Below are 21,963 nucleotides of genomic sequence, written 5' to 3'. Positions count from 1 at the left end.
ACCATGAGCTTGAGAATGAGGAGTCACACGAGCGGCTCGGTGTCGAAGGCATCGAACCCTGTGGTGAGGTCGGTGAACTTGTCGCCCAGCTTGGCAACGAGATCTGCGGCGATGGCGTCCGGCGCGCCGGTTTCGAGGCCCGCGATCGGGCGGGGCTGGCCGAACAGGAAGATCTCGCGGCCGCGCACGCCCAGCAGCTGGCCAGTGATCGATTTACCGGCCGCCGAGCACAGTGCCGTCACCAGGGTCGCCACGTGGTGCGCGCCGATCTCGAGCGTGCGCTCCTTGTCGACGCTCCGTGCCCCGCCGGCCGGTTGCATCACATCTGGGACGCGCGTGCGCGCGAACGGCACGACGGCATTCGCCGTGATCTGGGCGCTCGCCAAATCCATTGCCGCTGCGCGGGTGAGGCCGAACAATCCTGCCTTGGCGCTGGCGTCGGCGGCTTGGCCGAGACCGCCCTGGAGGCCGGCCGACGAAACGAGGTTGACGATGCGGCCCCAGTCGTAGCCACCGGTGGCGCCGCGGTCAGCCTGACCCTGAGCACGCATCACCGTCGACGCTGCGGTGATCAGGTAGAAGGCGGCGGAGAGATTGTTGCGGATCACCGCATCCCAGTCGCGCGGATCGGCGTGGAAGACGGTGGCGTGGCGCACGATGGCGGCATTGTTCACCACGATGTCGATGCCGCCGAATTCCCGGACTGCCAGCTCGACGAGTTGCCGGGCCGCACCGGGCGACGCCACGCTGTCGACAGAAGCGATGGCTCTCTTGCCGAGCGCCTTGGCCGCCTGGCGCGCCACCTCGGGATCGCCACCGTCGCCCTCGATCGACGTGCCGTTGTCGGCCACGATCACGCGCGCACCTTCGCCAACCAGCGCCTCGGCAATGGCGCGACCGATGCCGCGTCCGGCGCCGGTGACGATCGCCGCCCGACCTTCCAGGAGACCCGTCACAGCTCCGCTCCCGTCTTCCGGCCCGCTTTGGCCATCTCCGCGGCCGTGTAGAAGGCATCGGCGTGGATATCGCTGCGCCGCATGCCGCGCCGCTCCAGCATGACGCTCGCCGCCTCGACCATGACCGGCGGACCGGCAAGATAGGCCTTGTATCCATCCAGATCAGCGAAATCGGCCGCGACCGCTTCGTGCACCGGGCCGCGGCGATAGCGGGCATCGCCAGTGTCGCTCAGCACCGGCGTATAGCGAAAGTTATCGTGGCCCCTTGCCTGGGCGACGAAGTGATCATGCAGGTAGAGATCCTGCTCGGTGCGGACACCGAAGTAGAGGTGGATGGGCTGCGGCAGCGCCGACTGCAAGGCGTGCTCGACGATCGAGCCGATCGGCGCCATGCCCGAGCCGCCGGCGATGGCGATGATCGGTCCGCGATGACTTTCGCGCAGGTACGAGGTGCCGAATGGACCCTCGACCCGGACGCTGTCGCCGATTCGGAGGTGCTGCGCGACATGAAGGCTGGTGGCGCCGCTCGCCGTGAGGCGTACGTGAAACTCGAGCGTTGGATCGCCAGGCACGTTCGCCATGGAATAGTCGCGCGGTGGACAGCTGGCAAAGGTGACCGACGCGAACTGACCGGCCGAGAAATGGAATGGCCCGCCGGACACGATCTCCAGGCGCACGCGCTTGATGTCGTGCGTGGCATCGAGGAGGTCGCGGACCCGACAGCCTAGTCGGCGCCTCGGGTGAACAATCGCGTCGTCCTGCTCCAGCCAGGCTACCTCGCAGTCGGTCCGAGGCGCGGCGCGGCAGGCGAGAATCAGGCCGTGTGCCTTCTCTTCGTTGGACAAGGCGAAGTCGGAATAGTCCTCCATCGACACCTCGCCGCGGACGAGGCGCGTCTTGCAGGCCCCGCAATTGCCGGACTGGCAACCGAAGGGATAGTCGATACCCGCATCGAGGGCCGTCGCCAGGATGGTGGCGTGCGTCGGCACTTCAAGGCTGCAGCCAGCCTGGGCGATACGAACCTTGAAGCTCATGACGCGGTCAGGGGAGGCTATCCTTGCTCATCGGTGGTGAACTCGCCGAATATATCAAAGATTGGTAGGCTGACGCCAAAGGTTGCGACAGCGACTGAAAAAAGGCTGCCCCGCAAGGTCGGCCTCTTGAGCGCATCGGTAGAGCGGTCGACCTGTCAAGGTACGTCCCTGAGTTCGAGATGCTGCTCGATGCGCTCCACCCGGTGGTGCAATCGGTCCAGGCCGATCTGTTGCTCGGAATCGCGCTCAGCAGCCGATCCATGTTCGGTGCACATGCGTGCCAGCGTAGAGTCGATGCGGCCGAGACGCTGACTATGTTCGCGTTTGAGCCATCAGGCCTTTCGGCGTCCGAAATGCAGGTCCTGATCGGCTCGCTGGACAAGGTGTATCGCGGCGCGCGTTCGCTATAGTCCGCGCGCCATGAATTCGGTCCATCCTGACTTCCAGCACGCGCCCAGGGATCTGTCGCACGATTCCGAGATCCTGCGGGTGATGCGCGACAGCGTGCCCGACGCCGTCCGCACCTTGAACGGTGAACTGCTCGACATCGATTCGGCACGCGGGTATGCGCGGCTGCGTTTCGAGGTCGTGCCGGCCTTCTGTCATTCCCAGGGCACGATCTGCCAAGGCGGGTTTCTTGCCGGCATGGTCGACACGGCGATGGCGAATGCCGCCATTGTCAGGGGCAAGCTCGCCGTCGCCGTACCGACCCTGGAGCTCAAGATCAGCTACTTCGAGGCCATGGGCCCCGGCATCGTCTATGCCGAAGGCCGCGTCATGCGCTGGGGCGGCTCGGTCGGCTTCCTCGACGGTGACCTGAAGGACGAGAAGGGCCGGATGATCGTGCATGCGACGTCGACCATCAAGATCATCCGGCCGAAGGCGAAGGGGTAATCATTCACCTCCCCAGCAAAGCTTGGGAGGAAAATCAGTCAGCCGAACCGGCCGAGCCAGTGTTCGGCGATCTGGCGGCGGGTGGCGAACCAGGCGCCGCCTTTGGTCCGCATGTGCGACACGATGCGGTCGAGGGCGGCGATGCGGCCGGGCCGGCCGATCATGCGCAGATGCAGGCCGATCGACATCATCTTGGGCTGCCGCTCGCCCTCGTGCCACAGCGCGTCGAAGGCATCATTCGTATAGTCGGCGAAATCGCGCGCGGTGACGAAGCGATGGAAGCCCTGATGGTAGTGCATGTCGTTGGTGTCGAAGCTGTAGGGCAGCACCAAGTGCCGCTTGCCTGACACCTCGACGAAGAACGGCAGGTCATCGGAATAGTCGTCGCTGTCGTAGAGGAAGCCGCCTTCTTCCACGAGCAGGCGGCGGGTATTGGGCGACGGCGTCGAGCGGGTGTGCCAGCCCACGGGGCGATGGCCAGCGATCCTGGTCAGGACCTCGACGGTGCGGGCGATGGCGCGGCGCTCGTCGGGTTCGGCCATGTGTGCGTGCTTCTCCCAGCGCCAGCCATGGCAGGAGATCTCGTGGCCGCGCCCGACGGCGTCCTCGATCAGCCAGGGCGAGAGCTCGGCCGCCCTGCCGCAGGTGCTGACCGTGGCCGCTATGCCCAACCGCTCCAGCGAGTCGGCGATCCGCCACCAAGCGGCCTTGGTGCCGTATTCGAAGTGCGATTCCATGCAGCGGTCGGCGACGCCTGAAACCTCGTCGGTGACCTCGTAGACCTTCTCGTTCGTCGGATCGCCCGAGGACAGCGCCATCTCCGCGCCCTCCTCGAAATTGATGACGAACGACACGGCGACCCGTGCGCCACCGCGCCAGTGCGGGTCGGGCGGCGTACGGCCGTAGCCTTTCAGGTCACGAGTCACGATGGCCGATCACGTTGGCGAGGGCGGGAGCGAGGCCTTTCGAGTCCTTGGGGCCGGGCCGGCGGAACGTGCCGGCGGTCGCCTTGCGCGGCGCGAGGCGGACCAGCCCCTCCGCCATCACGGTGGCGGCCTGGATGCCGTCCACGAGCGGAACGGGCACGCGATCGCGGATCTTGTTGGCGAGACCGGCGAGCGGCGCGCCGGCCAGGATGACGACGTCAGCCGCGTCGTTGGTCACGGTGCTGAGCGCCAGGTCGACCAGCACCGATTCCTTCTCCTCCTGGACGTCCTCGATCGACCGGAAGCTTTCGTCCAGAGTGCGGATGGCGGCGCAGCGTCCGGACAGGCCATGCCAGGCGACGATCTCGGCGAACCACGGCTCGAGCGAGCGCGAGAAGCTCACGATGGCGAACGAGCGGCCGAGCGTGCAGGCGACCAGCATCGCCGCCTCGGCCATGCCGACCACGGGAAAGTCGAACAGCTCACGTGCGCCGCCGAGGCCGGGATCGCCGAACGCCGCCACGATCGCCGCATCTATCTCGCCGCGCCGCTCGGCGAGCATCTCGAGCGCTGCGGCGGCCCCGATCGCCGCTTCGGCGCGGGTGGCGATGTAGGGCACGCCGCGCGGCGCGGTCATGGGCAGGAGCTCGGTGCCGGGGCTCGCGACCAGCTTCGCCGAGGCGACCAGCCGGTCGGTGACGCCCGACGAGGTGTTGGGATTGGCGATCAGGATCTTCATGGGGGCTCTGGTTCGGGAATGTAGTGTCGCTTGAAGGAAAGATCCCTCGCTGCGCTCGGGATGACAACATTGCTGTCAGCAAAAGAGTGGTGTCATCCCGAGCGTAGCGAGGGATCTTTGAGCACCGTCGGATCAATGACGATAACAGCACTTTTCAGCACCGCGCTAAAAATCGGCAAGCTTGCGCAGGCCGACGAGGCGGTCGCCGATGATCAACGCGACGATCGCGAGCAGCACCAGGCCGGCCGATATGGCGGCGATGGTGGGATCGGGCCGCTCCTCGACGTACTGCAGCATCTGGATCGGCAGGGTCTTGGTCCAGGCGTCGGTGAAGAAGATCGAGATCGGATAATTGTCCATCGACGCCAGGAAGGCGAACATGCCGGAGGTCAGGAAGGCCGGGGCGAGCGCTGGCACCAGGACGCGCATCAGGGCGGCGGGATAACTGCAGCCCAGCGTGCGCGCAGCATCGATCAGCGAGAAGTCGAACAGCCCCAGCGCGCTCACGACCGTGCGGGCGATGTAGGGTAGGGTGATGATCACGTGGGCGATCAGCAGGCTCGCGTAGACGTCGCGCAGGCCCATCGATTTGAAGCCCTGCAGCATGGCGATGCCGATCACCAGGCCGGGCAGCATGAGCGGCGACACGAGAAAGGTCGAGATCGCCTCGCGGCCGGGGAAGCGGCCGCGCACCAGGGCGATGGCACAGAGCGTGCCCAGGGCCATCGAGATCGCGGTCGAGATCGAGGCGACCTGCAATGATACGGTGAGCGCCGGCAGCAGGCCGCGCGTGTTGGCGAGCCGCTCGTACCAGCGCAGCGACCAGTCGGGTGGCGGCAGGGTGAAGACGGTGGACGAGCCGAACGACACGGCAATGGTGACGACCAGCGGCGTCATCAGGAAGATCACCGTGGCCGCGGCGACGATCCAGACGACATACCGGGTCAGTCGTTCGAGAGCGGTCATGTCCGGCCGCCCAGCCGGCGCCCCAGCCAGGTCGAGACGACGACGATGCTGACGGCGAGCACCAGGAGAACCACCGCGGTCGTCGAGCCGAGCTGCTCGTTGCGCATCAGCAGGAACGATCGGCCGGTCAGGGTCGACAGCGTCTGGAAGCGGTCGCCGATCAGGAGCGAAGGGATGACGAACATCGACACGCTCATCGAGAACACGAAGGCGATGCCGGAGACGACGCCCGGCAGGGTGAGCGGCAAGGTGACGTGGCTGAAGCGGTAGAGCGGCGTGGCGCCCAGGGTCGCGCCGGCCTCGCTCAGCCGCGGGTCGATCAGCTTCACCACCGAATAGACCGGCAGGATCATGAAGGGCAGGAAGATGTTGGCGGCGCCCAGCACCAGGCCTGTCTCGGTGAACAGAAGGCGCTGCGGCTCGTCCCAGATGCCGAGCCCGAGCATGAGCTGGGAGACGACGCCGTCGCGGCGCAAGACGATCTGCCAGGCGAAGGCCTTGACCACCGCACCGATCGACAGCGGCAGGATGATCGACACCAGCATGACGATCTGGACGAAGGCTCCAGCGCGCGCCAGGGCGAAGGCGGCGGGATAGCCGACGATCAGGCAGAACACCGTGACCCAGGCGGCGATGCGCAGCGTGTTGCCGATGACCCGCCAATTGAACGGGTCGCTCATGAAGCCGATGTAGGGTTGCAGCGTGAAGCCGGTCGGGCTGCTGAAGCTCTTCAGCAGCAGCCAGACCAGCGGATAGGCGTAGACGACCGCGAAGTAGATCACTGCCGGGACGGCGAGCAGGGCGACCGGATCGCGCCACGGCGACGGGAGCCGCGATTTCGAGGGGGCCGCGGCAGTCATGCCGGCCTGGCGGGATAGACGAGCGTATCGGCAATCGACCAGCCCAGGCTCATCGGGCTGCCGGGCGATGGAATGCCGCTTTCGAGGTCGGCCGTCTCGGCTATCAGCTGATCGCCTTCGGGCGCCTTGAAGTGGAGCTGGATCTTGGAGCCTTGGAACACCGCATCGAGCAGGGGGACGGTCGTCCGGTTCTCGCCCTCGCCCAGTCTGATACGCTCGGGCCGGACGGCCAGCAGCACGTTGGCGCCGTTGACGAACTGCCCCGGGCCGCGGAGGCGTCCGAGCGCTGTGTCGACCGTCACGATGCCGGCTTCGCTCGCCACCACCTTGCCGGCCAAGCGCGAGGACAGGCCGACGAACTCCAGCACGAACGCCGTCGCCGGCTGGCGATAGATCGACTTGGGATCGGCCAGCTGCTCGATGGCACCGCGATTCATCACGGCGATGCGGTCCGACATGGTGAGCGCTTCGTCCTGGTCGTGGGTCACGAACACGGCGGTCGTGCCCAGCTCGCGCAGCAGGCGGCGCAGCTCGATCTGCATGGTCTCGCGCAGCTTGCGATCGAGCGCGGAGAAGGGCTCGTCGAGCAGCAGCAGCTTGGGCTTCACGGCGAGCGCCCGGGCGACGGCGACGCGCTGCTGCTGGCCGCCCGAGAGGGCGCGAACCGAGCGGTTGGCGAAGTTGGACAGGTGTACCAGGTCGAGGAAGCGACGGACCGCGTCGCCGGTCTCGGCAGCGCTGCGTCGGCGCGCCTTCAGGCCGAAGGCCACGTTCTCGGCCACGCTGAGATGGGGGAACAGCGCATAGTTCTGGAACACCACGCCAACGTCGCGCTTGTGCGGCGGCAGGCGGGTGATGTCCTGCCGGTCGAGCTTCACCGTGCCGCGATCGGCCGACAGCAGGCCGGCGACGATGCGCAGCAGCGTGGTCTTGCCGCAGCCCGACGGACCCAGCAGCGAGACGAACTCACCGGCACCGACGCCGAGATCGACACCGCCCAGCACAGCCGCGGCGCCGAACGACTTTTCGGCGCCGGCGATATCGAGAAAGGACGCAACAGCCACGACGGCGAACTACATCGCCATGTCGCGATCCCAGCGCTTCACCCAGTCAGCACGATCCGCTGCCACGAATTGCCAGTCGACGCCATGGATCGTGACGCCGGTCGGCATGCCGGCCGGTACCGGGGTGTCCTTGTTGGTCGGCAGCGAGAAGGTGACGGCGGAGAGCTTGGCCTGGACCTCGGGGCCGATCATCTCGTTGATGTAGCCGGCGGCCAGCTCCGGCTGCGGGCCGCCCTTCACCAGGGCGACGCCGGACGGCATGGCGAAGATGCCTTCCTTGGGGACGGCAATGTCGACCGGAGCGCCACCCGCCTTGCGCTCCAGCGCGACCTGCGAGATTGCGCTCGAGATCATGAAGCCTTCGCCCTGCTCCAGGAGATTGTAGGCCTGCGGCATCTGCGTGTAAGCGGTCAGCAGGTTGGGCTTGATCGTCACCAGCTTCTTGAAGCCCGCGTCGATGTCCTTCTGCGCCTCGGCCATCGGCTTGCCGGTGGCGAGTTGCGCGGCCATGAACAGGTTGGCGAGACCTTCGGTGTTCTGCAGCGACGGCAGGATGACACGCCCCTTGTACTTGGGGTCGTAGATGTCGGCCCACGAGGTCGGCGCCGTCTTGAGCGCTTTCGGGTTGTAGGCAATGCCGAGCCAGGGCTGCAGGTAATTGCACCACATCCCGTCCATGTGGACGGTGCCGGGCTTCAGCAGCGCGAGGTTCGGGACCTTGGCGGTCGTCAGCTTCTCTAGCAGCCCTTCGGCAACGGCCGGGATCATCACCGGATCGTCCATCATGACGACCGACAGGTACTGCTTGTCCTTGTTCTTCTGCATCTTCTCGAGGTTGACCAGCGAGCGGGTGCCCTCGAACACGACCTTGCAGTTGAACTTCTTCTCGACGACCGGAGCGATCACCGTCTCGACGAAATTCTTGTGGCTGGCGGCGCCGCCGACCACGACCTCCTTGCCCTGGGCGCGCAGCACGCGGGGTGCAGCGAGGGCGGCGGTCGCCGCTCCGACGGCGGCGAGCAGCCTGCGACGATTGACGGTGATGGTGCGCGTCCTGGACATGGCTTTCCCTTTCGTCGCCAAGGGAAGCAAGGACCGTGCCGCGACGTCTTCCTCCTCCCCAGCTTCGCTGGGGAGGGGTATGAATCACGCCCTGCCCTTCAGCTGCGCCACTTCCGCCTCGAGCTCCTTGATCCGTTGCGCCAAGCGATCGACTGCCGGGGCGATCTCAGCCTCCGTGTAGCGCGGCACGATGTGCTGGCGGCAGTTGATGTCCCAGGCTTCGAGGCGGAACACGATCGCCCGCTCCGGGCGGGCCCGGTAGTTCGGATCGACCAGGCGCTCCATCAGCTCGAGGTCGCCTTCGACGACGCGGGCGCGGCCCCACAGCTTGAGCCGCTGCTGGGTGGCGAAGTGCGGGATGAGGATGTGGGCGCGGTCATTTTCCCTGAGGTGGCCGAGCGAGATGTACTGGCGGTTGCCGGCGAAGTCGGCGAAGGCCACGGTGTGGGTGCCGATCGTCTTCAGGAACCCGGGCGGGCCGCCGCGATGCTGCACGTAGGGCCGGCCGTCGGCGCTGGCCGTCGCCAGGAAGAAGGTGTCGATGACCGCCAGGAACTGACGGAGATCGTCGGTGATTTCCGATTTCCACGCACGGTCCTCGAACTGGACACGCGATCCGAGACGCGCCTGCTCCGCCTTGACGGCGGACGAGAACATCGCGTCCTCGGGATTGTCCATGGCGGAACCTCCGTTGTTACTCCAGCTTCTTGCCGAGCTGGCCGGCGACCTCCTGGATGAATTGCCAGGCGACGCGCCCCGAGCGCGCGCCGCGCGTCACCGACCATTCGATGGCCTGCTTGCGCAAGGTCTCCGGCGGGACCTCGAGCCCGTAGTGGCAGGCATAGCCTTCGATCATGGCGAAGAACGTGTCCTGGTCGGCATTGTGGAAACCGAGCCAGAGGCCGAAACGGTCGCTCAGCGACACCTTCTCCTCGACCGCCTCGGACGGGTTGATCGCCGTCGACCGCTCGTTCTCGATCATGTCGCGCGGCATCAGGTGGCGGCGATTGGAAGTCGCATAGAACACGACATTGTCGGGCCGGCCCTCGATGCCGCCTTCCAACACCGCTTTCAGTGACTTGTAAGCGGCATCCTGGCCGTCGAACGACAGGTCGTCGCAGAACACCAGGAAGCGCCGCGTCGAGCTGCGGATCATCGACAGCAGCACGGGCAGGGAGGGGATATCCTCGCGATGGATCTCGACCAGGGCGAGGAGGCCGGGCGGGCCGCCCATCTCGCGATTCACGTGGGCATGCACCGCCTTGACGATCGAGCTCTTGCCGGCGCCGCGCGAGCCCCACAGCAGGGCATTGTTGGCCGGCAGGCCCTTGGCGAAGCGCCTGGTGTTCTCGACCAGCGTCTCCTTCTGGCGATCGACGCCCTTCAGCAGGTCGAGGTTCACCCGGTTGACCTTGGCGACTGCTTCCAGGCGGCGCCCTGAAGCGTGCCAGACATAGGCCTCGGCGGCCGCCAGGTCGGCGCCGGGCGGGGTGGGCGGGGCGAGCCGGTCCAGGGCTTCAACGATGCGTGAAAGAGTGGCCTTAAGGTCTTGATCCATTGGATTGCGTCGTGAAAAAAGGCGCAGACCATATCGTCCCCGCACTTGCGTTGCAAAGCGGGGTGGGGCCGTTATAGTCCGCGCGCTTTTTTTGATGGGGCGTTTTGGCCGCTCAGCAGCCATATATGCCAACGGGGCTGGAAGAATCGGGAGCGGAAAATGTTCATATCCCAGGCATGGGCGCAAGGCGCAGGCGGCGGCGACGGCGGTTTCCTCGTCCAGCTGTTCCCGCTGGTCCTGATCTTTGTCGTCTTCTATTTCCTGCTGATTCGGCCCCAGCAGGCCAAGATGAAGGCCCAGCGGGAGATGCTGGCCGGCGTCAAGCGCGGCGATCGCGTCGTCACCGGCGGCGGCATCATCGGCCTGGTCACCAAGGTGATCTCCGACAACGAGCTGCAGGTCGAGCTGGCCGAGGGCGTGCGGGTCCGCATCGTCAAGCAGACCATCACGGACATCGTGACGCGCGGCGAATCGGTGCGCGGCGCCAAGGACTCCGAGGAAGACGAAAAGCCAATGTTGCCGCCGCCCGCGCCGGCGCCCGAGCGCAAGAGCCTGCTGGGTAGCCTGTTCGGCGGCAAGAAGTAGCCGCAAAGGCCGGATAGTAGACGGAATGCTCAATCTCCCCCGCTGGCAGACCATCGCCGTCATCGTCTTCACGGCACTGGGCGGTCTGTTCGCGTTGCCCAACGTCTTGCCGGCGGCGGTGCTCGATCACCTGCCGGGCTGGTACCAGCAGAGCCGCATCAATCTCGGCCTCGACCTGCGCGGCGGTGCTCACTTCCTGCTCGAGGCCGACCTGCGTTCGGTCCTCAACGAGCGACTCGCCAACCTGTCGGATTCTCTGCGCGCGGAGATGCGCAAGCAGCAGGTCGGCCTCAAGGACGTGACCGTCGAGGCGGGGCGCGCCGTGGTCGTCACCCTGCGCGACGAGGCGCAGCGCGCCAAGGCCCTCGAGGCGATCCGAGCGGTCGATCCGTCACTCGCCGTATCGGGCAGCGGCGACACCATCCGGCTCGCCTATTCCGACCAGGAGCTCTTCAGGAAGAAGAAAGAGGTCATCGACCAGTCGATCGAGATCCTGCGGCGCCGCGTCGACGAGACCGGCACCATCGAGCCCACCATCGTGCGCCAGGGTGATGACCGCATCCTGCTGCAGATGCCGGGCATCAAGGATACGACCGACCTCAAGCGCAAGATCAACCAGACGGCCAAGCTCACCTTCCATCTGGTCAACGAGGACGTGGCGCAGGCCGGCCAGAACATCCCGACCACGCTGCCGCCCACCACCTCCCTGGTGCCGACGCGCGAGGGCATGCAGGAGCTGCGGCGCTCCAATCCCAAGGCATGGGAGGAAATCCAGGCGGCCAACCCGCGGCTTTCGCCCGAGCAGATCTGCCGCCGCTTCCAGCCGCAGTGCCTGCCGGTGCTCAAGCGCGTGGTCGTGGGCGGTGAGGATCTTGACGACGCCAAGGCGACCTTCGAGCAACAGCAGGGTGGCCGGCCCATCATCAGCTTCACCTTCAATACGGCCGGCGGGCGCGCGTTCTGCAACGCCACGCGGCAGAACATCGGCAAGCGGCTGGCGATCCAGCTCGACAACGAGATCATCAGTGCCCCGGTGGTGCAGAGCGCGATCTGCGGCGGCAGCGGCATCATCACCGGCACCTTCACCACGCAGCAGACCCAGGAGCAGGCCTTGCTGCTGCGCTCCGGCGCGCTACCGGCGACGCTCAGCATCATTGAGGAGCGCACGGTGGGCGCCGATCTCGGCGCCGACGCCATCCAGGCGGGCACGACGGCGGCGTTCGTCGGCACCGCCCTGGTCATCCTGCTGATGCTGACCGTCTACGGGCCGATCTTCGGCGGCTTCGCCAGCATCGCCATGCTGGTCAACATGCTGCTCGTGTTCGCCGGCATGTCGATCCTCGGTGCGTCGCTGACCTTGCCCGGCATTGCCGGACTGGTGCTGACCGTCGGCATGTCGGTCGATTCGAACGTGCTGATCTACGAGCGCGTGCGCGAGGAGAAGGCCAACGGCCGGTCGGCCTTCAGCGCCCTGGCGACGGGTTATGAAAGGGCGCTGACGGCGATCATCGATTCCAACCTCACCGCGCTGATCGCCGGCGTGCTGCTGTTCGGCTTCGGTTCGGGTCCGATTCGCGGTTTCGCCACGTCGCTGACGCTCGGCCTGCTCACTCACCTGTTCACGGCCACGATCTTCACCCGCATGCTGCTGGCGACCTGGGTGCGTCTCCGGCGGCCGACCGAACTGCCGATCTGAGGCGCCATCATGCTGTGGAGACCGCACCACCTCATTCAAGCGCGCACCAGCTTCGACTTCCTGGGCAAGCGCCGGCTGGCGCTTGTCGCGTCGACCTTGATCAACGTGCTGTCGCTCGCCGGCGTCTTCATCTTCGGCCTCAATTTCGGCATCGATTTCGAAGGCGGCATCGCCATCCAGGTGCGCGCCAAGCAGGGCACGATCCATCTCGAGGAGCTGCGTTCCACGGTAGGGGCTCTGCATGTCGGTGAAGTCTCGCTGCAGGAGTTCGGCGATGCCAGCACCGCCCTGATCCGCGTTCAGCGGCAGGAGGGCGGCACGCAATGCGTGGCCAACGCCGACAATGTCCTGAAGCGGCGTGCCGGCAACGGCTGGGCGGTCAAGCCGGGCGCTACCGGCACGGGCGACGTCGAGTTCACGGCGCCGAGCGCTCTCGATGCGGTGGGCTGGCGCGATGCGGTGAGCCGCGTCGGGCTGACCGTGCAGGAGCGCCAGCTGCCGCGCGGCTCGGTCAACGTCGCCAAGGTCGAGATGACGCCCGAGCAACGCGCCGAATGGTGCCAACAAGTGGCGATCAAGCTGGTCGAGGACACGATCGGCGACAAGTATGAGCTGCGCGGCACCGAGTCGGTCGGGCCCAAGATCGGCGACGAGCTGATGCGCAACGGCATCCTGGCCATCGTGGCGACGCTTGCCGCCATCGCGATCTATGTCTGGTTCCGGTTCGAATGGCAGTTCGGCGTCGGCGCCCTGGTGGCCCTTCTGCACGACGTGATCTCGACGGTCGGCCTGTTCGTCGTGCTGCGCCTCGATTTCAGCCTGACCGCGCTCGCCGCTCTGCTCACGATCGCCGGCTACTCGATCAACGACACCGTCGTGATCTTCGACCGCGTGCGCGAAAACATGCGCCGCTACAAGAAGATGGGTCTGATCGAGCTGCTGAACTTCAGCATCAACGAGACGCTGGCGCGCACCCTGATGACCTCGGGGACGATGTTCGTGGCCGTGCTGGCGCTGGTTCTGTTCGGCGGGCCGGTGCTCTACAGCTTCTCCATCGCCATGCTGTGGGGCGTCTTCGTTGGCACCTACTCCTCGATCTGGATCGCGTCGGCCACCCTGGTCTATCTCAACCTGCGGCCTGAGCAGCTGCGCCAGGGCGAGGAGAAGGCCGAGAAGGCCAAGGCGTGAGCAGTTCGTCGGCGGGCCCGCCCGACGACAAGACCTTGCCGACGCCCGACCCGGCGCGGGTCCAGTTGATCCGCAGCTACGGTCCCGGGCACTTCCTGATCGGCGAGCGCGACTGGCGGACGCCCGTGCTGGTGACGCCGGCGATGACTGTCGAATGGAGCGTCTCGCGCTCCGAGGAGCTTTCGCTCGCCTCCCTGGCACCGCTTCATCGGATACAGCCGCCAACTGAGCTGCTGGTGCTGGGCTGCGGTCCGCGCGCCATTTTCGTGCCGCCGGCGCTGCGCGCCGAGCTGAAGGGGGCGGGGCTGGCCCTCGAGGTGGTCGACACCGGCTCGGCCTGCCGCATCTACAACGTCCTGCTGGCCGAGGGCAGGCGAGTCGCCGCGGCGCTGGTGCCGCTGTAGATCATTAACTCCTCCCCAGCTTCGCTGGGAAGGTGTCGCCGTCTTACGGCGGCGGAGGGGTCATGGGGTCTTCGCCGGGAGTGCGCCACTCCGTGGCGCTCTTCTTGTCGATCACACATCCGATGAGCGCCACGGAGTGGCGCACTCCCGACCCATGACCCCTCCGTCCGCGAAGACGCCGACACCTCCCCAGCGGAGCTGGGGAGGAGAATGAGAACCCGCTACAGTGCCGCGATGATGCCCCTCGACCTCTATCTCGCGTACGTCCTGGCCTGCGTCGTCCTGATCGTCATCCCGGGACCCAACATCGCCCTGATCGTGGCCAACAGCGTGGCCCATGGCGCCCGCTTCGGCCTGCTCACGGTGGCGGGCACCAGCAGCTCCGTCGTCATCCATCTCGCGCTTACCGTGGCGGGCGCCAGCGTCGTGTTGAACTTTCTCGCCGCCAGCTTCGAATGGCTGCGCTGGATCGGTGTTGCTTATCTGGTGTGGCTCGGCGTCGCCGCCTGGCGCACACCGGCAACCGATCTCAGCCGGGTCGGCGCGCAGGCGCGCTCGGCGCGGGTGATCTTCCTGCGCGGCTTCCTGGTCGGACTCACCAATCCCAAGACGCTGCTGTTCTATGGCGCCTTCCTGCCGCAGTTCATCGTGCCGGGGCCGACCGCGTCCGATCAGCTGCTGCTGCTGGCCGCGACGTTCCTGGCGATCGCGGTCGTGCTCGACGGCGTCTGGGCGCTGCTCGCCGATCGATTGCGCGCGCTGCTGGTCGCTCATGTCCGGCTGCGCAACCGCCTGACCGGCGGGCTGCTGATTGGCGCAGGGGTCGGGCTGGCGCTCGCGCGACGCCCGTGATCGAGAGTGGTCAAGAAAAACGGGGCCCGCATGGGCCCCGTTTGACATCAGGAGGCGCGCGCCGCTCAAACAGTGGCGTTCTGTTGCGCCACCATGCAGTACAGCATGCCGATCGAGAACATCGTATTGAAGCGGCTGGCATAGAGTGCCGGCTTGGCGGCCGCCGCCTTCTGCTCGGCCGTTGCCTCGACCAAGCCGAGAATCTTCTGCTGGTTCGGCCAGATGATGAACCAGACGTTGAACGCCATGATGAGCGCCATCCACATGCCGATGCCGATCATCACCTTGCCCTTCTGCAGGGTCAGGGCTTCCACGAGGTAGAATTGCATCCACGCCAGCAACAGACCGGTGATCACGGTCGCCAAGGCGGCGTAGCGAAAATAGAAGAGGACGCTCGGTGCAATGTACTTCGTGATGGCCGTTCGGCTTTCGACCGGCTGGATGGTCGGCATGGTCGGCACCTGGACGAAGTTCAGGTACCAGAGGAGCCCGATCCACAGCACGCCGCTCATGACATGCAGCCAGCGCATGATGAACGTGGCCCAGTCGTGGTTGATCTTTGTCATGCTCCCGGTGGCGAGACCTACGACGACGACAATCAGGATCAGCAGCACGACGCCGGCGGTAACGGTGCGTCCGGGCGAGGTGAATATTGCACCCATGTTAGCAGCTCCCCCTTTATGTTGTTGAAGGGATTAGTGAATCCCCGATTGCGGAATTGTAATCCCGCAGCGGGCTGCGTTCAACTGTCGCAGTTGGGTGGTTATCCCCGATGATCGACGCCTATCACGCATCGGTTGCAGCGCATCGCTACGTGCTCGAAACGGTGCGCGCCGCCGACCGCGATCGTTTCCTCGCCGCCCTGTTCGCGCCGGAGCCGGCACGCTCGGATCTGCTGGCGTTGCTGGCGTTCGATCACGAGCTGGCGCGCACCCGCACGGTGACGCGGGAACCGATGCTGGCGCGCATCCGACTGCAATGGTGGCGTGAAGCGGTTGCCGAAGCCGCTGCCTCGGGAGCGCCACGAGCTCAGCCCATCGTCGAGTCGCTCAGCGAAACAGTGCGCCGTCATCTCCTGGCTTCCGAGCGGTTCGAGGCTCTGATCGACGCGCGTGAAGAGGAGATCGACGGTCCGCTCGACGTCGTGCGCGCCGGCAACGCGCTGGCCGATCTGGAGCTCACCGTGCTCGGTGTCGACGACGCGGCGACGAGGCAGGCGGCGCGGGCGATCGGTGCGGCCTGGCTGATGGGCGCGGGGCCGGAGCGCGCGGCCCTGCTCGCCGAAGCCCGCGCGTTGCGAAACACGATCGACAAGGCGGCGCTGCCGATCCTGCTTCCGGCCTTGTCGCTCGATGGCGGCATGGCACCTTGGCGCAGGCCTCTCGCCTATTGGTGGGCCGCGAGGAGGGGTCGCTACTGACAGGGCGCGCTCCCTCGCTCTGTTCAGGTAGACAGGCTAAGAGGAAAAGTCGACGAGCAGGCAGAACGAGCAAGGAGGGCGCGTGGCACGGGCAAAGGCCAATGGCATCGAGATCGAGTACGAGACGTTCGGCAATCGGGCGGACCCGGCGATGCTGCTCATCATGGGCCTCGGCGCCCAGCTCACCCTGTGGCCCAGGTCATTCTGCGAAGGTCTGGCCGCCAATGGCTTCTTCGTCGTCCGCTACGACAATCGCGATTGCGGCCTGTCGACCGATTTCGGCGCCTGGGGACCCGCGAACATTCCCGAGGCGCTGCGTGATGCGATGAGCGGCAGGAAGGTCTCGGCGCCCTACCTGATGAGCGACATGGCGGCGGACGGGACCGGGCTGCTCGATACGCTGGGCATCGATCGGGCGCATATCGTCGGCGGCTCGATGGGCGGCATGATCGCCCAGACAATCGCCGGCCTCGCGCCGCAGCGGACGCGGTCGCTCGTCTCGATCTTCTCGACCAGCGGCCGACCCGGCCTGCCGCTCGGCAAACCCGAGGCGCTCGCCATGCTGACGGCGCTGCCGGCCGGGCCGGCGCGCGAGCAGTTGATCGCCCACGGCATGAAGGTGCGCGCGGCGATTGGCAGCCCGGGCTATCCAGCCTCCGAGGAGGCGCTGCGGGCGCTCGTCGCTCTCAACATCGATCGGCGCTGGTATCCCGAAGGGGCGGGACGGCAGTACCTTGCGATCATCGCTTCGGACAACAGGGTCGAGCTCCTGAAGACCGTGCGGGCGCCGACATTGGTGTTGCACGGCGAGGACGATCCGCTGTTGCCGGTCGAGTGCGGCCGCGACGTGGCGCGTCTCGTGCCAGGCGCCCGGATCGACACATATCCGGGCTGGGGTCATGACATGCCGGATGCGCTGGTGCCGACCCTGGTCGAGCGCATCGCGACATTTTGCGAGCAGGCGAAGGCCTGAGCGTCCCGACAAAAAGAAGGCGAGGAAGCGGACATGAAATTCGGCATCTTCTACGAGCATCAACTGCCGCGGCCGTGGGGCCCGAACAGCGAGTACCAGCTCCTGCAGGATTCGTTGACCCAGATCGAGCTCGCCGATGCGCTGGGCTACGATTATGCCTGGGAAGTCGAACATCACTTCCTCGAGGAGTATTCGCACTCCTCGGCGCCCGAGGTGTTTCTCGGCGCGGCCAGCCAGCGCACCAAGCGGATCCGTCTCGGCCACGGTGTCGTCCAGCTCACCACCAACCAGCCGCACCGCGTGGCCGAGCGCATCGCCACCCTGGACCTGTTGTCGGGCGGCCGCGTCGATCTCGGCATGGGCGAGGCGGCCGGGCCGGCCGAGCTGCATCCCTTCAACATCCGCGTGCGCGACAAGCGCGATCGCTGGGAGGAGGCGGTCAAGGCAATCATCCCGATGTTCACGCGCGACAGCTGGGAGTTCCACGGGAAGTATTACGACTTCCCGGCGCGCAACGTGATTCCAAAGCCGTTCCAGAAGCCGCATCCGCCGCTGTGGGTCGCCTGCTCCAATATCCAGACCATCGGCAAGGCCGGCGAATGGGGCATGGGCGCGCTGGGCTTCACCTTTGTCACGCCCGAGGCGGCGCGCGCGTGGGTTCACAGGTACTACAACAACCTCCTGAACAACGGGCAGAAGCTCGCCGAGTATCCCAGCAATCCCAACGTCGCCATGGTGTCGGGCTTCATGTGCGCGCCGACCGACGCGGAGGCCGAAGCCAAGGCAGCCGGCTGGACCTTCTTCATCTTCGCGCTGTCCTACTACGGCCGGAAGGGCGTCGACGCGCCGGGCACCTCCAACCTGTGGGAGGAATACCAGAGCTGGAAGGGCGGACCCGAGGAGCGCAAGGCGCTCGAGTCGGGCCTGATCGGCTCGCCGGAAACCATCCGCCGCAAGCTGCGCCAGTTCCAGCAGAGCCGAGTCGATCAGGTCATCCTGTTGAACCAGGCAGGCAGGACCAGCCACACGGACATCTGCGAATCGCTCGAGCTGTTCGCCCGCGAGGTCATGCCTGAGTTCCATGCCGCCGAGGCCGAGCATGTGGCGTGGAAGCAGAAAGTCCTGGCACGCGAGATCGTGCTCGAGGATCTCGATGTCGGGAAGTACGACATCTACAGCCATCAGAACGAGCACATCGTCCGCCTCACGCCCGAGCAGCTGAAGCAGAAGATGGCCGAGAAGGAAGCCCAGCGGGCGTGATCAGAGTTGGGCAATGTTGGGGGCGCCACTCATGGGCGCCAACTTTACAAGAGCCCTCACCCTGAGGAGCGGCCCGCCGGGCCGCGTCTCGAAGGGTGGGCAGCGCGGCCGACTCTGCAACACTGCCTTTCCACGATTCTCGGTGCGGCCCATCCTTCGAGACGGCCGCCACGCGGCCACCTCAGGATGAGGACTTTGCTTGGAACTCCCGCAAAATCAGCGCCTATGAGACACGCCGCTCCAGTGGCGCGCCCGCTGCATTGCGCGTCTGACGCGTTCCCGCGGTCCGCATGAAGCGCGTGCCCGTCCTGATCGCCGGTGGCGGGCCGGTCGGCATGACGCTGGCCCGCACGCTGGCCTTCTATGGCGTGCGCTGCCTGCTGGTCGAGCGCAATGCCTCGACGACGCGGCATCCCAAGATGGACATCACCAACGGCCGCTCGATGGAGCTGTTCCGCCGGCTGGGCCTGATCGACCAGCTGCGCGCCGCCGGCGTGGCCGAAGCCAACAATTTCGACGTCTCGTGGATCACCTCGCTCGCCCGCGAGACGGGTGGCCGCGAGCTGCACCGCTTCCGCTATCCCAGCGTGATCGAGAAGCGCGCCGAGATCCTCGAGAAGAACGACGGCTCCCAGCCGCGCGAGCCGGCCATGCGGGTGAGCCAGGTCAAGATCGAACCGGTGCTGCGCCAGGCGATCGTCAACGACCCGCTGGTCGAGGCGCGCTGGGGCGTCGCGTTCGAAGATTTCGAGCAGGACGAGTCGGGTGTGACGGCGACGTTGCGCACGATGGAGACCGGCGCCATCGAGACCGTGCGCTGCGACTTCCTCGCCGGTTGCGACGGCGGCTCGAGCACCGTGCGTGACAAGCTCGGCATCGGCCTCGAGGGCAAGGCCGCCGTGGCGCATCGCTACATGATCCATTTCCGCTCCGAGGCGCGCGACCTGCTGCAATCGTTCGGCATCGCCTGGCATTACCAGACCGACAAGGGCACGCTGATCGCCCAGGACGACATCGACACCTGGACCCTGCAGACCCGGCCGCCAGCCGATGTCGATCCGGCAGCCATCGATCCTCATGCCATGCTCGATGCCTGGGCGGGCCGCCGGTTCGCGCGCGATATCCTGGTCGCCAATCCGTGGTTCACGCACCTCCTGCTGGCCGAGCGCTACGGCGGCGGCCGCGTGTTCCTGGCGGGCGACGCCGCGCACCAGTACATCCCGACCGGCGGCTACGGCATGAACACCGGGATCGGCGATGCGGTCGATCTCGGTTGGAAGCTCGCGGCCACGCTCAAAGGTTTCGCGCGGCCCGGTCTGCTGGCGTCCTATGAAAGCGAACGCCGGCTCGTAGGCTTGCGCAATCGCCTTGCCTCGGGGCGTCACACCGACATCAGGATCGAGATCGCCAACCTCTATCGGACCGCGGTCGATCGCGACGCCCTGGCGCGCGGCATCGCCCAACTGGGCAACGCCGAGAACGAGAGCTGGGGCATCGAGTTCGGTTACCGCTACGACGGAGTCGAGGGCGATCCCTTGATCTACCAACCGACGACGGCGCCCGGCGCGCGCTTGCCGAGCGTCTTCCTGCACGACGGCAGCGCGCTCTACGATCGCCTCGGGCCGTGGTTCACCCTGCTGCGTTTCGGTGACGCCGACCCGTCACCGCTGATCGATGCGGCGCCGGCGCCTCTCGAGACCGTGGTCGTCGACGATCCATCGGTCGCGCCGATCTACGAGGCGAAGCTGGTGCTGGTTCGCCCGGATACGCATGTCGCGTGGCGCGGCAACGCCTGCGATGACGGTGCTGCCATCTGGGCGGACGTTCTCGATGGTCGATTGGGATAATTCAGGAAGAGGAGCACATGACCCTGCGCGTCGCCATCATCGGAGGTGGCATCGGCGGCCTGTCGGCGGCCCTTGCCTTGCTGCGCGAAGGCTTCGACGTGCACGTCTACGAGCAGGCGGCGCGGTTTGGCGAGATCGGCGCCGGTATCCAGATCAGCCCAAATGCCTCGCGCCTGCTCTACCGCTGCGGGCTGGCGCAGGCGATGGACCGCTACGCCGTGCGACCGCGCGCGGTGCATCAGAAGCGCTGGGACGATGCGCGCACCCTGCAGCGAGCCGTCCTGGGTCCCGAGGTCGAGGCGCGGTTCGGCGCGCCGTACTTTCATTTCCATCGCGGCGACCTGGCGGCGCTGCTTGCCGGCGCGATGCCGCCGGAGCGAACCCATGCTGGCCATCGCCTGGTCGGCCTGGAGGAACGCAGTGAGCGGGTCGTCGCGTGCTTCGAGAACGGAACCTCGGCCGAGGCGGATCTGCTGATCGGCGCCGACGGCATTCACAGCCGCGTCCGTCACCTGGTGTTCGGTCCCGAAAAGCCGCGCTTCACCGGATGCGTGGCGTGGCGCGGCCTGGTGCCGGCCGAGCGCATCGCTCATCTCGACATCGAGGTGGCGTCACACAACTGGATGGGGCCGGGGGCGCACTGCGTGCATTACTGGGTCTCGGCGGGGCGGTTCATGAACGTGGTCTGCGTCGTCGAGCACGGCACGTGGACCAGCGAGTCGTGGACCGACAAGGGGCGCGTCGAGGACGTGCTGGCGCTGTACGAAGGCTGGCATCCCATGGTGCGCGGCCTGATCTCGGCCTTTCCCGAGACCTTCATCTGGGCCTTGCACGATCGCTTGCCGCTGCCGCGCTGGTCGCAGGGGCGGGTCACCCTGCTGGGTGATGCCTGTCATCCCATGCTGCCCATGATGGCGCAGGGTGCCGCTCAGGCGATCGAGGACGGCGCGGCGTTGGCGGCTTTGTTGAAGGCAATGCCGGACGATGTTCCGGCAGCGCTGCGGCGCTACGAGGAGGTGCGCAAGCCGCGCGCCACGCGGCTGCAGGAGGCGAGTGCTGCTAACCGTTTCCGGTTCCATCTCCCTGATGGACCCGAACAGGAGAAGCGCGACCATGCCATGGCCATTTCGGGTGACCGGTCGTTCGACAACATTGCCTGGCTCTACGAACACGACGCTGCGGAGGTGCGACCATGATCGAAGTCAATGGAATGGCACACGTCATCCTGACGGTGAGCGACTGGGAGAAGTCGCGAAAGTTCTATGCCGAGCTGATGCCCTTCCTCGGCATGAAGAAGGTCTATGACGGCAACAATTTCCTTTATCACGTGGGTGGCCGAACGGCGATCGGCATCCAGCGGGCAGCCGAGGCGTACGAGAAGGAGCGGTTCGTCCAGAACCGCATCGGCCTGCATCACCTCTGCCTTCGGGCGCGCTCGCGCGAGGATGTCGACAAGGTGGCGGAGAAGCTCAAGATCATGGGTGCCATCATCGATCGCGGCCCGATCGAGGGTGCCTGGGCGCCAGGCTACTACTATATCGTGTTCGAGGACCCAGACGGCATCCGTCTCGAGGTCAACTACGTGCCAGGCAAGGGCCTCCTGGCGTTCGAGCAGCCGCTCAGCCCGAGCAGCGATCCCAACTGGGATCAGAATTCGCCGAAGTTCTGACGTTTTGCTT

General features: G+C 66.4%; 24 protein-coding genes. 13 read left to right on the top strand and 11 right to left on the bottom strand.

The genetic code is table 11. The features are described from left to right. Positions 1-23: 23 nt before the first annotated feature. Both ACILR9_RS23820 and ACILR9_RS23815 read right to left on the bottom strand, forming a co-directional pair. The gene (locus ACILR9_RS23820) at positions 24-956 is read right to left on the bottom strand and encodes an SDR family NAD(P)-dependent oxidoreductase (protein ID WP_395712456.1); all 933 of its coding nucleotides are present in this window, start codon (positions 954-956) and stop codon (positions 24-26) included. Next, a complete protein-coding gene (locus tag ACILR9_RS23815) occupies positions 953-1,990 on the bottom strand; it encodes a 2Fe-2S iron-sulfur cluster-binding protein (RefSeq protein WP_395712455.1) in 1,038 nt (345 codons plus the stop codon). Before ACILR9_RS23815 ends, ACILR9_RS23820 begins: the two co-directional genes overlap by 4 nt. Before the next feature lie 179 nt (positions 1,991-2,169). On the opposite strand from ACILR9_RS23815, the gene ACILR9_RS23810 reads away from it, so the two are divergent. Together ACILR9_RS23810 and ACILR9_RS23805 are read left to right on the top strand one after the other, a co-directional pair. After that, the gene (locus ACILR9_RS23810) at positions 2,170-2,400 is read left to right on the top strand and encodes a hypothetical protein (protein WP_395712454.1); all 231 of its coding nucleotides are present in this window, start codon (positions 2,170-2,172) and stop codon (positions 2,398-2,400) included. A gap of 10 nt (positions 2,401-2,410) precedes the next feature. Next, positions 2,411-2,884, top strand: coding sequence for a PaaI family thioesterase (locus ACILR9_RS23805; RefSeq protein ID WP_395712453.1), 474 nt, complete (start codon positions 2,411-2,413; stop codon positions 2,882-2,884). Between the two features lie 38 nt (positions 2,885-2,922). On the opposite strand, the gene ACILR9_RS23800 is transcribed toward ACILR9_RS23805, so the two are convergent. From ACILR9_RS23800 to ACILR9_RS23765, 8 genes are all read right to left on the bottom strand, one after another. Then, positions 2,923-3,810, bottom strand: coding sequence for a polysaccharide deacetylase family protein (locus tag ACILR9_RS23800; protein WP_395712452.1), 888 nt, complete (start codon positions 3,808-3,810; stop codon positions 2,923-2,925). Beyond that, the gene (locus tag ACILR9_RS23795; RefSeq protein WP_395712451.1) at positions 3,800-4,549 is read right to left on the bottom strand and encodes an aspartate/glutamate racemase family protein; all 750 of its coding nucleotides are present in this window, start codon (positions 4,547-4,549) and stop codon (positions 3,800-3,802) included. The genes ACILR9_RS23800 and ACILR9_RS23795 overlap by 11 nt, the downstream gene beginning before the upstream one ends. A 165-nt stretch (positions 4,550-4,714) precedes the next feature. Beyond that, on the bottom strand, positions 4,715-5,515 hold the full coding sequence (locus ACILR9_RS23790) for an ABC transporter permease (protein WP_395712450.1): 801 nt from the start codon (positions 5,513-5,515) through the stop codon (positions 4,715-4,717). Then, entirely contained in the window at positions 5,512-6,375 is an 864-nt protein-coding gene (locus tag ACILR9_RS23785; protein ID WP_395712449.1) for an ABC transporter permease, read from the bottom strand. The genes ACILR9_RS23790 and ACILR9_RS23785 overlap by 4 nt, the downstream gene beginning before the upstream one ends. Then, on the bottom strand, positions 6,372-7,439 hold the full coding sequence (locus ACILR9_RS23780) for an ABC transporter ATP-binding protein (RefSeq protein WP_395712448.1): 1,068 nt from the start codon (positions 7,437-7,439) through the stop codon (positions 6,372-6,374). Before ACILR9_RS23780 ends, ACILR9_RS23785 begins: the two co-directional genes overlap by 4 nt. A gap of 9 nt (positions 7,440-7,448) precedes the next feature. Then, entirely contained in the window at positions 7,449-8,501 is a 1,053-nt protein-coding gene (locus ACILR9_RS23775; protein ID WP_395712447.1) for an ABC transporter substrate-binding protein, read from the bottom strand. Positions 8,502-8,585: 84 nt separating this feature from the next. Further along, positions 8,586-9,179, bottom strand: coding sequence for a pyridoxamine 5'-phosphate oxidase family protein (locus tag ACILR9_RS23770; protein ID WP_395712446.1), 594 nt, complete (start codon positions 9,177-9,179; stop codon positions 8,586-8,588). 16 nt (positions 9,180-9,195) lie between these two features. Next, on the bottom strand, positions 9,196-10,059 hold the full coding sequence (locus tag ACILR9_RS23765; protein WP_395712445.1) for an ATP-binding protein: 864 nt from the start codon (positions 10,057-10,059) through the stop codon (positions 9,196-9,198). 159 nt (positions 10,060-10,218) lie between these two features. Between ACILR9_RS23765 and yajC the strand changes: the two genes are divergently transcribed. The 5 genes from yajC (at position 10,219) to ACILR9_RS23740 (ending at position 14,784) form a co-directional block, all read left to right on the top strand. Continuing rightward, positions 10,219-10,644, top strand: coding sequence for a preprotein translocase subunit YajC (gene yajC, locus ACILR9_RS23760; protein ID WP_395712444.1), 426 nt, complete (start codon positions 10,219-10,221; stop codon positions 10,642-10,644). Positions 10,645-10,669: 25 nt separating this feature from the next. Continuing rightward, positions 10,670-12,340, top strand: coding sequence for a protein translocase subunit SecD (gene secD / locus ACILR9_RS23755; RefSeq protein WP_395712443.1), 1,671 nt, complete (start codon positions 10,670-10,672; stop codon positions 12,338-12,340). Positions 12,341-12,349: 9 nt separating this feature from the next. Next, entirely contained in the window at positions 12,350-13,528 is a 1,179-nt protein-coding gene (gene secF / locus ACILR9_RS23750; RefSeq protein ID WP_395712442.1) for a protein translocase subunit SecF, read from the top strand. After that, the gene (locus tag ACILR9_RS23745; RefSeq protein WP_395712441.1) at positions 13,525-13,932 is read left to right on the top strand and encodes an Mth938-like domain-containing protein; all 408 of its coding nucleotides are present in this window, start codon (positions 13,525-13,527) and stop codon (positions 13,930-13,932) included. Before secF ends, ACILR9_RS23745 begins: the two co-directional genes overlap by 4 nt. A 210-nt stretch (positions 13,933-14,142) precedes the next feature. Further along, positions 14,143-14,784, top strand: coding sequence for a LysE family translocator (locus ACILR9_RS23740; protein ID WP_395712440.1), 642 nt, complete (start codon positions 14,143-14,145; stop codon positions 14,782-14,784). A gap of 65 nt (positions 14,785-14,849) precedes the next feature. Here ACILR9_RS23740 and ACILR9_RS23735 read toward each other — a convergent pair whose 3' ends face one another. After that, a complete protein-coding gene (locus tag ACILR9_RS23735; RefSeq protein WP_395712439.1) occupies positions 14,850-15,446 on the bottom strand; it encodes a urate hydroxylase PuuD in 597 nt (198 codons plus the stop codon). Between the two features lie 110 nt (positions 15,447-15,556). Between ACILR9_RS23735 and ACILR9_RS23730 the strand changes: the two genes are divergently transcribed. The 6 genes from ACILR9_RS23730 to ACILR9_RS23705 all read left to right on the top strand — a co-directional run bounded on the left by ACILR9_RS23730 (position 15,557) and on the right by ACILR9_RS23705 (position 21,953). Beyond that, a complete protein-coding gene (locus ACILR9_RS23730) occupies positions 15,557-16,204 on the top strand; it encodes a squalene/phytoene synthase family protein (protein ID WP_395712438.1) in 648 nt (215 codons plus the stop codon). An 82-nt stretch (positions 16,205-16,286) separates the two neighbouring features. Further along, on the top strand, positions 16,287-17,177 hold the full coding sequence (locus ACILR9_RS23725; protein ID WP_395712437.1) for an alpha/beta fold hydrolase: 891 nt from the start codon (positions 16,287-16,289) through the stop codon (positions 17,175-17,177). A gap of 33 nt (positions 17,178-17,210) precedes the next feature. Beyond that, on the top strand, positions 17,211-18,437 hold the full coding sequence (locus tag ACILR9_RS23720; protein ID WP_395712436.1) for an LLM class flavin-dependent oxidoreductase: 1,227 nt from the start codon (positions 17,211-17,213) through the stop codon (positions 18,435-18,437). A 290-nt stretch (positions 18,438-18,727) separates the two neighbouring features. Then, positions 18,728-20,284 carry an FAD-dependent monooxygenase gene (locus ACILR9_RS23715; RefSeq protein ID WP_395712435.1) on the top strand — a complete coding sequence of 519 codons (1,557 nt, stop codon included), beginning with the start codon at positions 18,728-18,730 and terminating at the stop codon, positions 20,282-20,284. Between the two features lie 17 nt (positions 20,285-20,301). Beyond that, positions 20,302-21,480: an FAD-dependent monooxygenase gene (locus tag ACILR9_RS23710; RefSeq protein WP_395712434.1), complete on the top strand. Its 1,179-nt coding sequence runs from the start codon at positions 20,302-20,304 to the stop codon at positions 21,478-21,480. Continuing rightward, positions 21,477-21,953 carry a VOC family protein gene (locus tag ACILR9_RS23705; protein ID WP_395712433.1) on the top strand — a complete coding sequence of 159 codons (477 nt, stop codon included), beginning with the start codon at positions 21,477-21,479 and terminating at the stop codon, positions 21,951-21,953. Before ACILR9_RS23710 ends, ACILR9_RS23705 begins: the two co-directional genes overlap by 4 nt. Positions 21,954-21,963: the final 10 nt, after the last annotated feature.

Origin of the sequence: Reyranella sp. (assembly GCF_044224635.1) — a bacterium.
Lineage (GTDB): Bacteria > Pseudomonadota > Alphaproteobacteria > Reyranellales > Reyranellaceae > Reyranella.
This window is presented reverse-complemented; position numbering and strand designations above follow the sequence as displayed.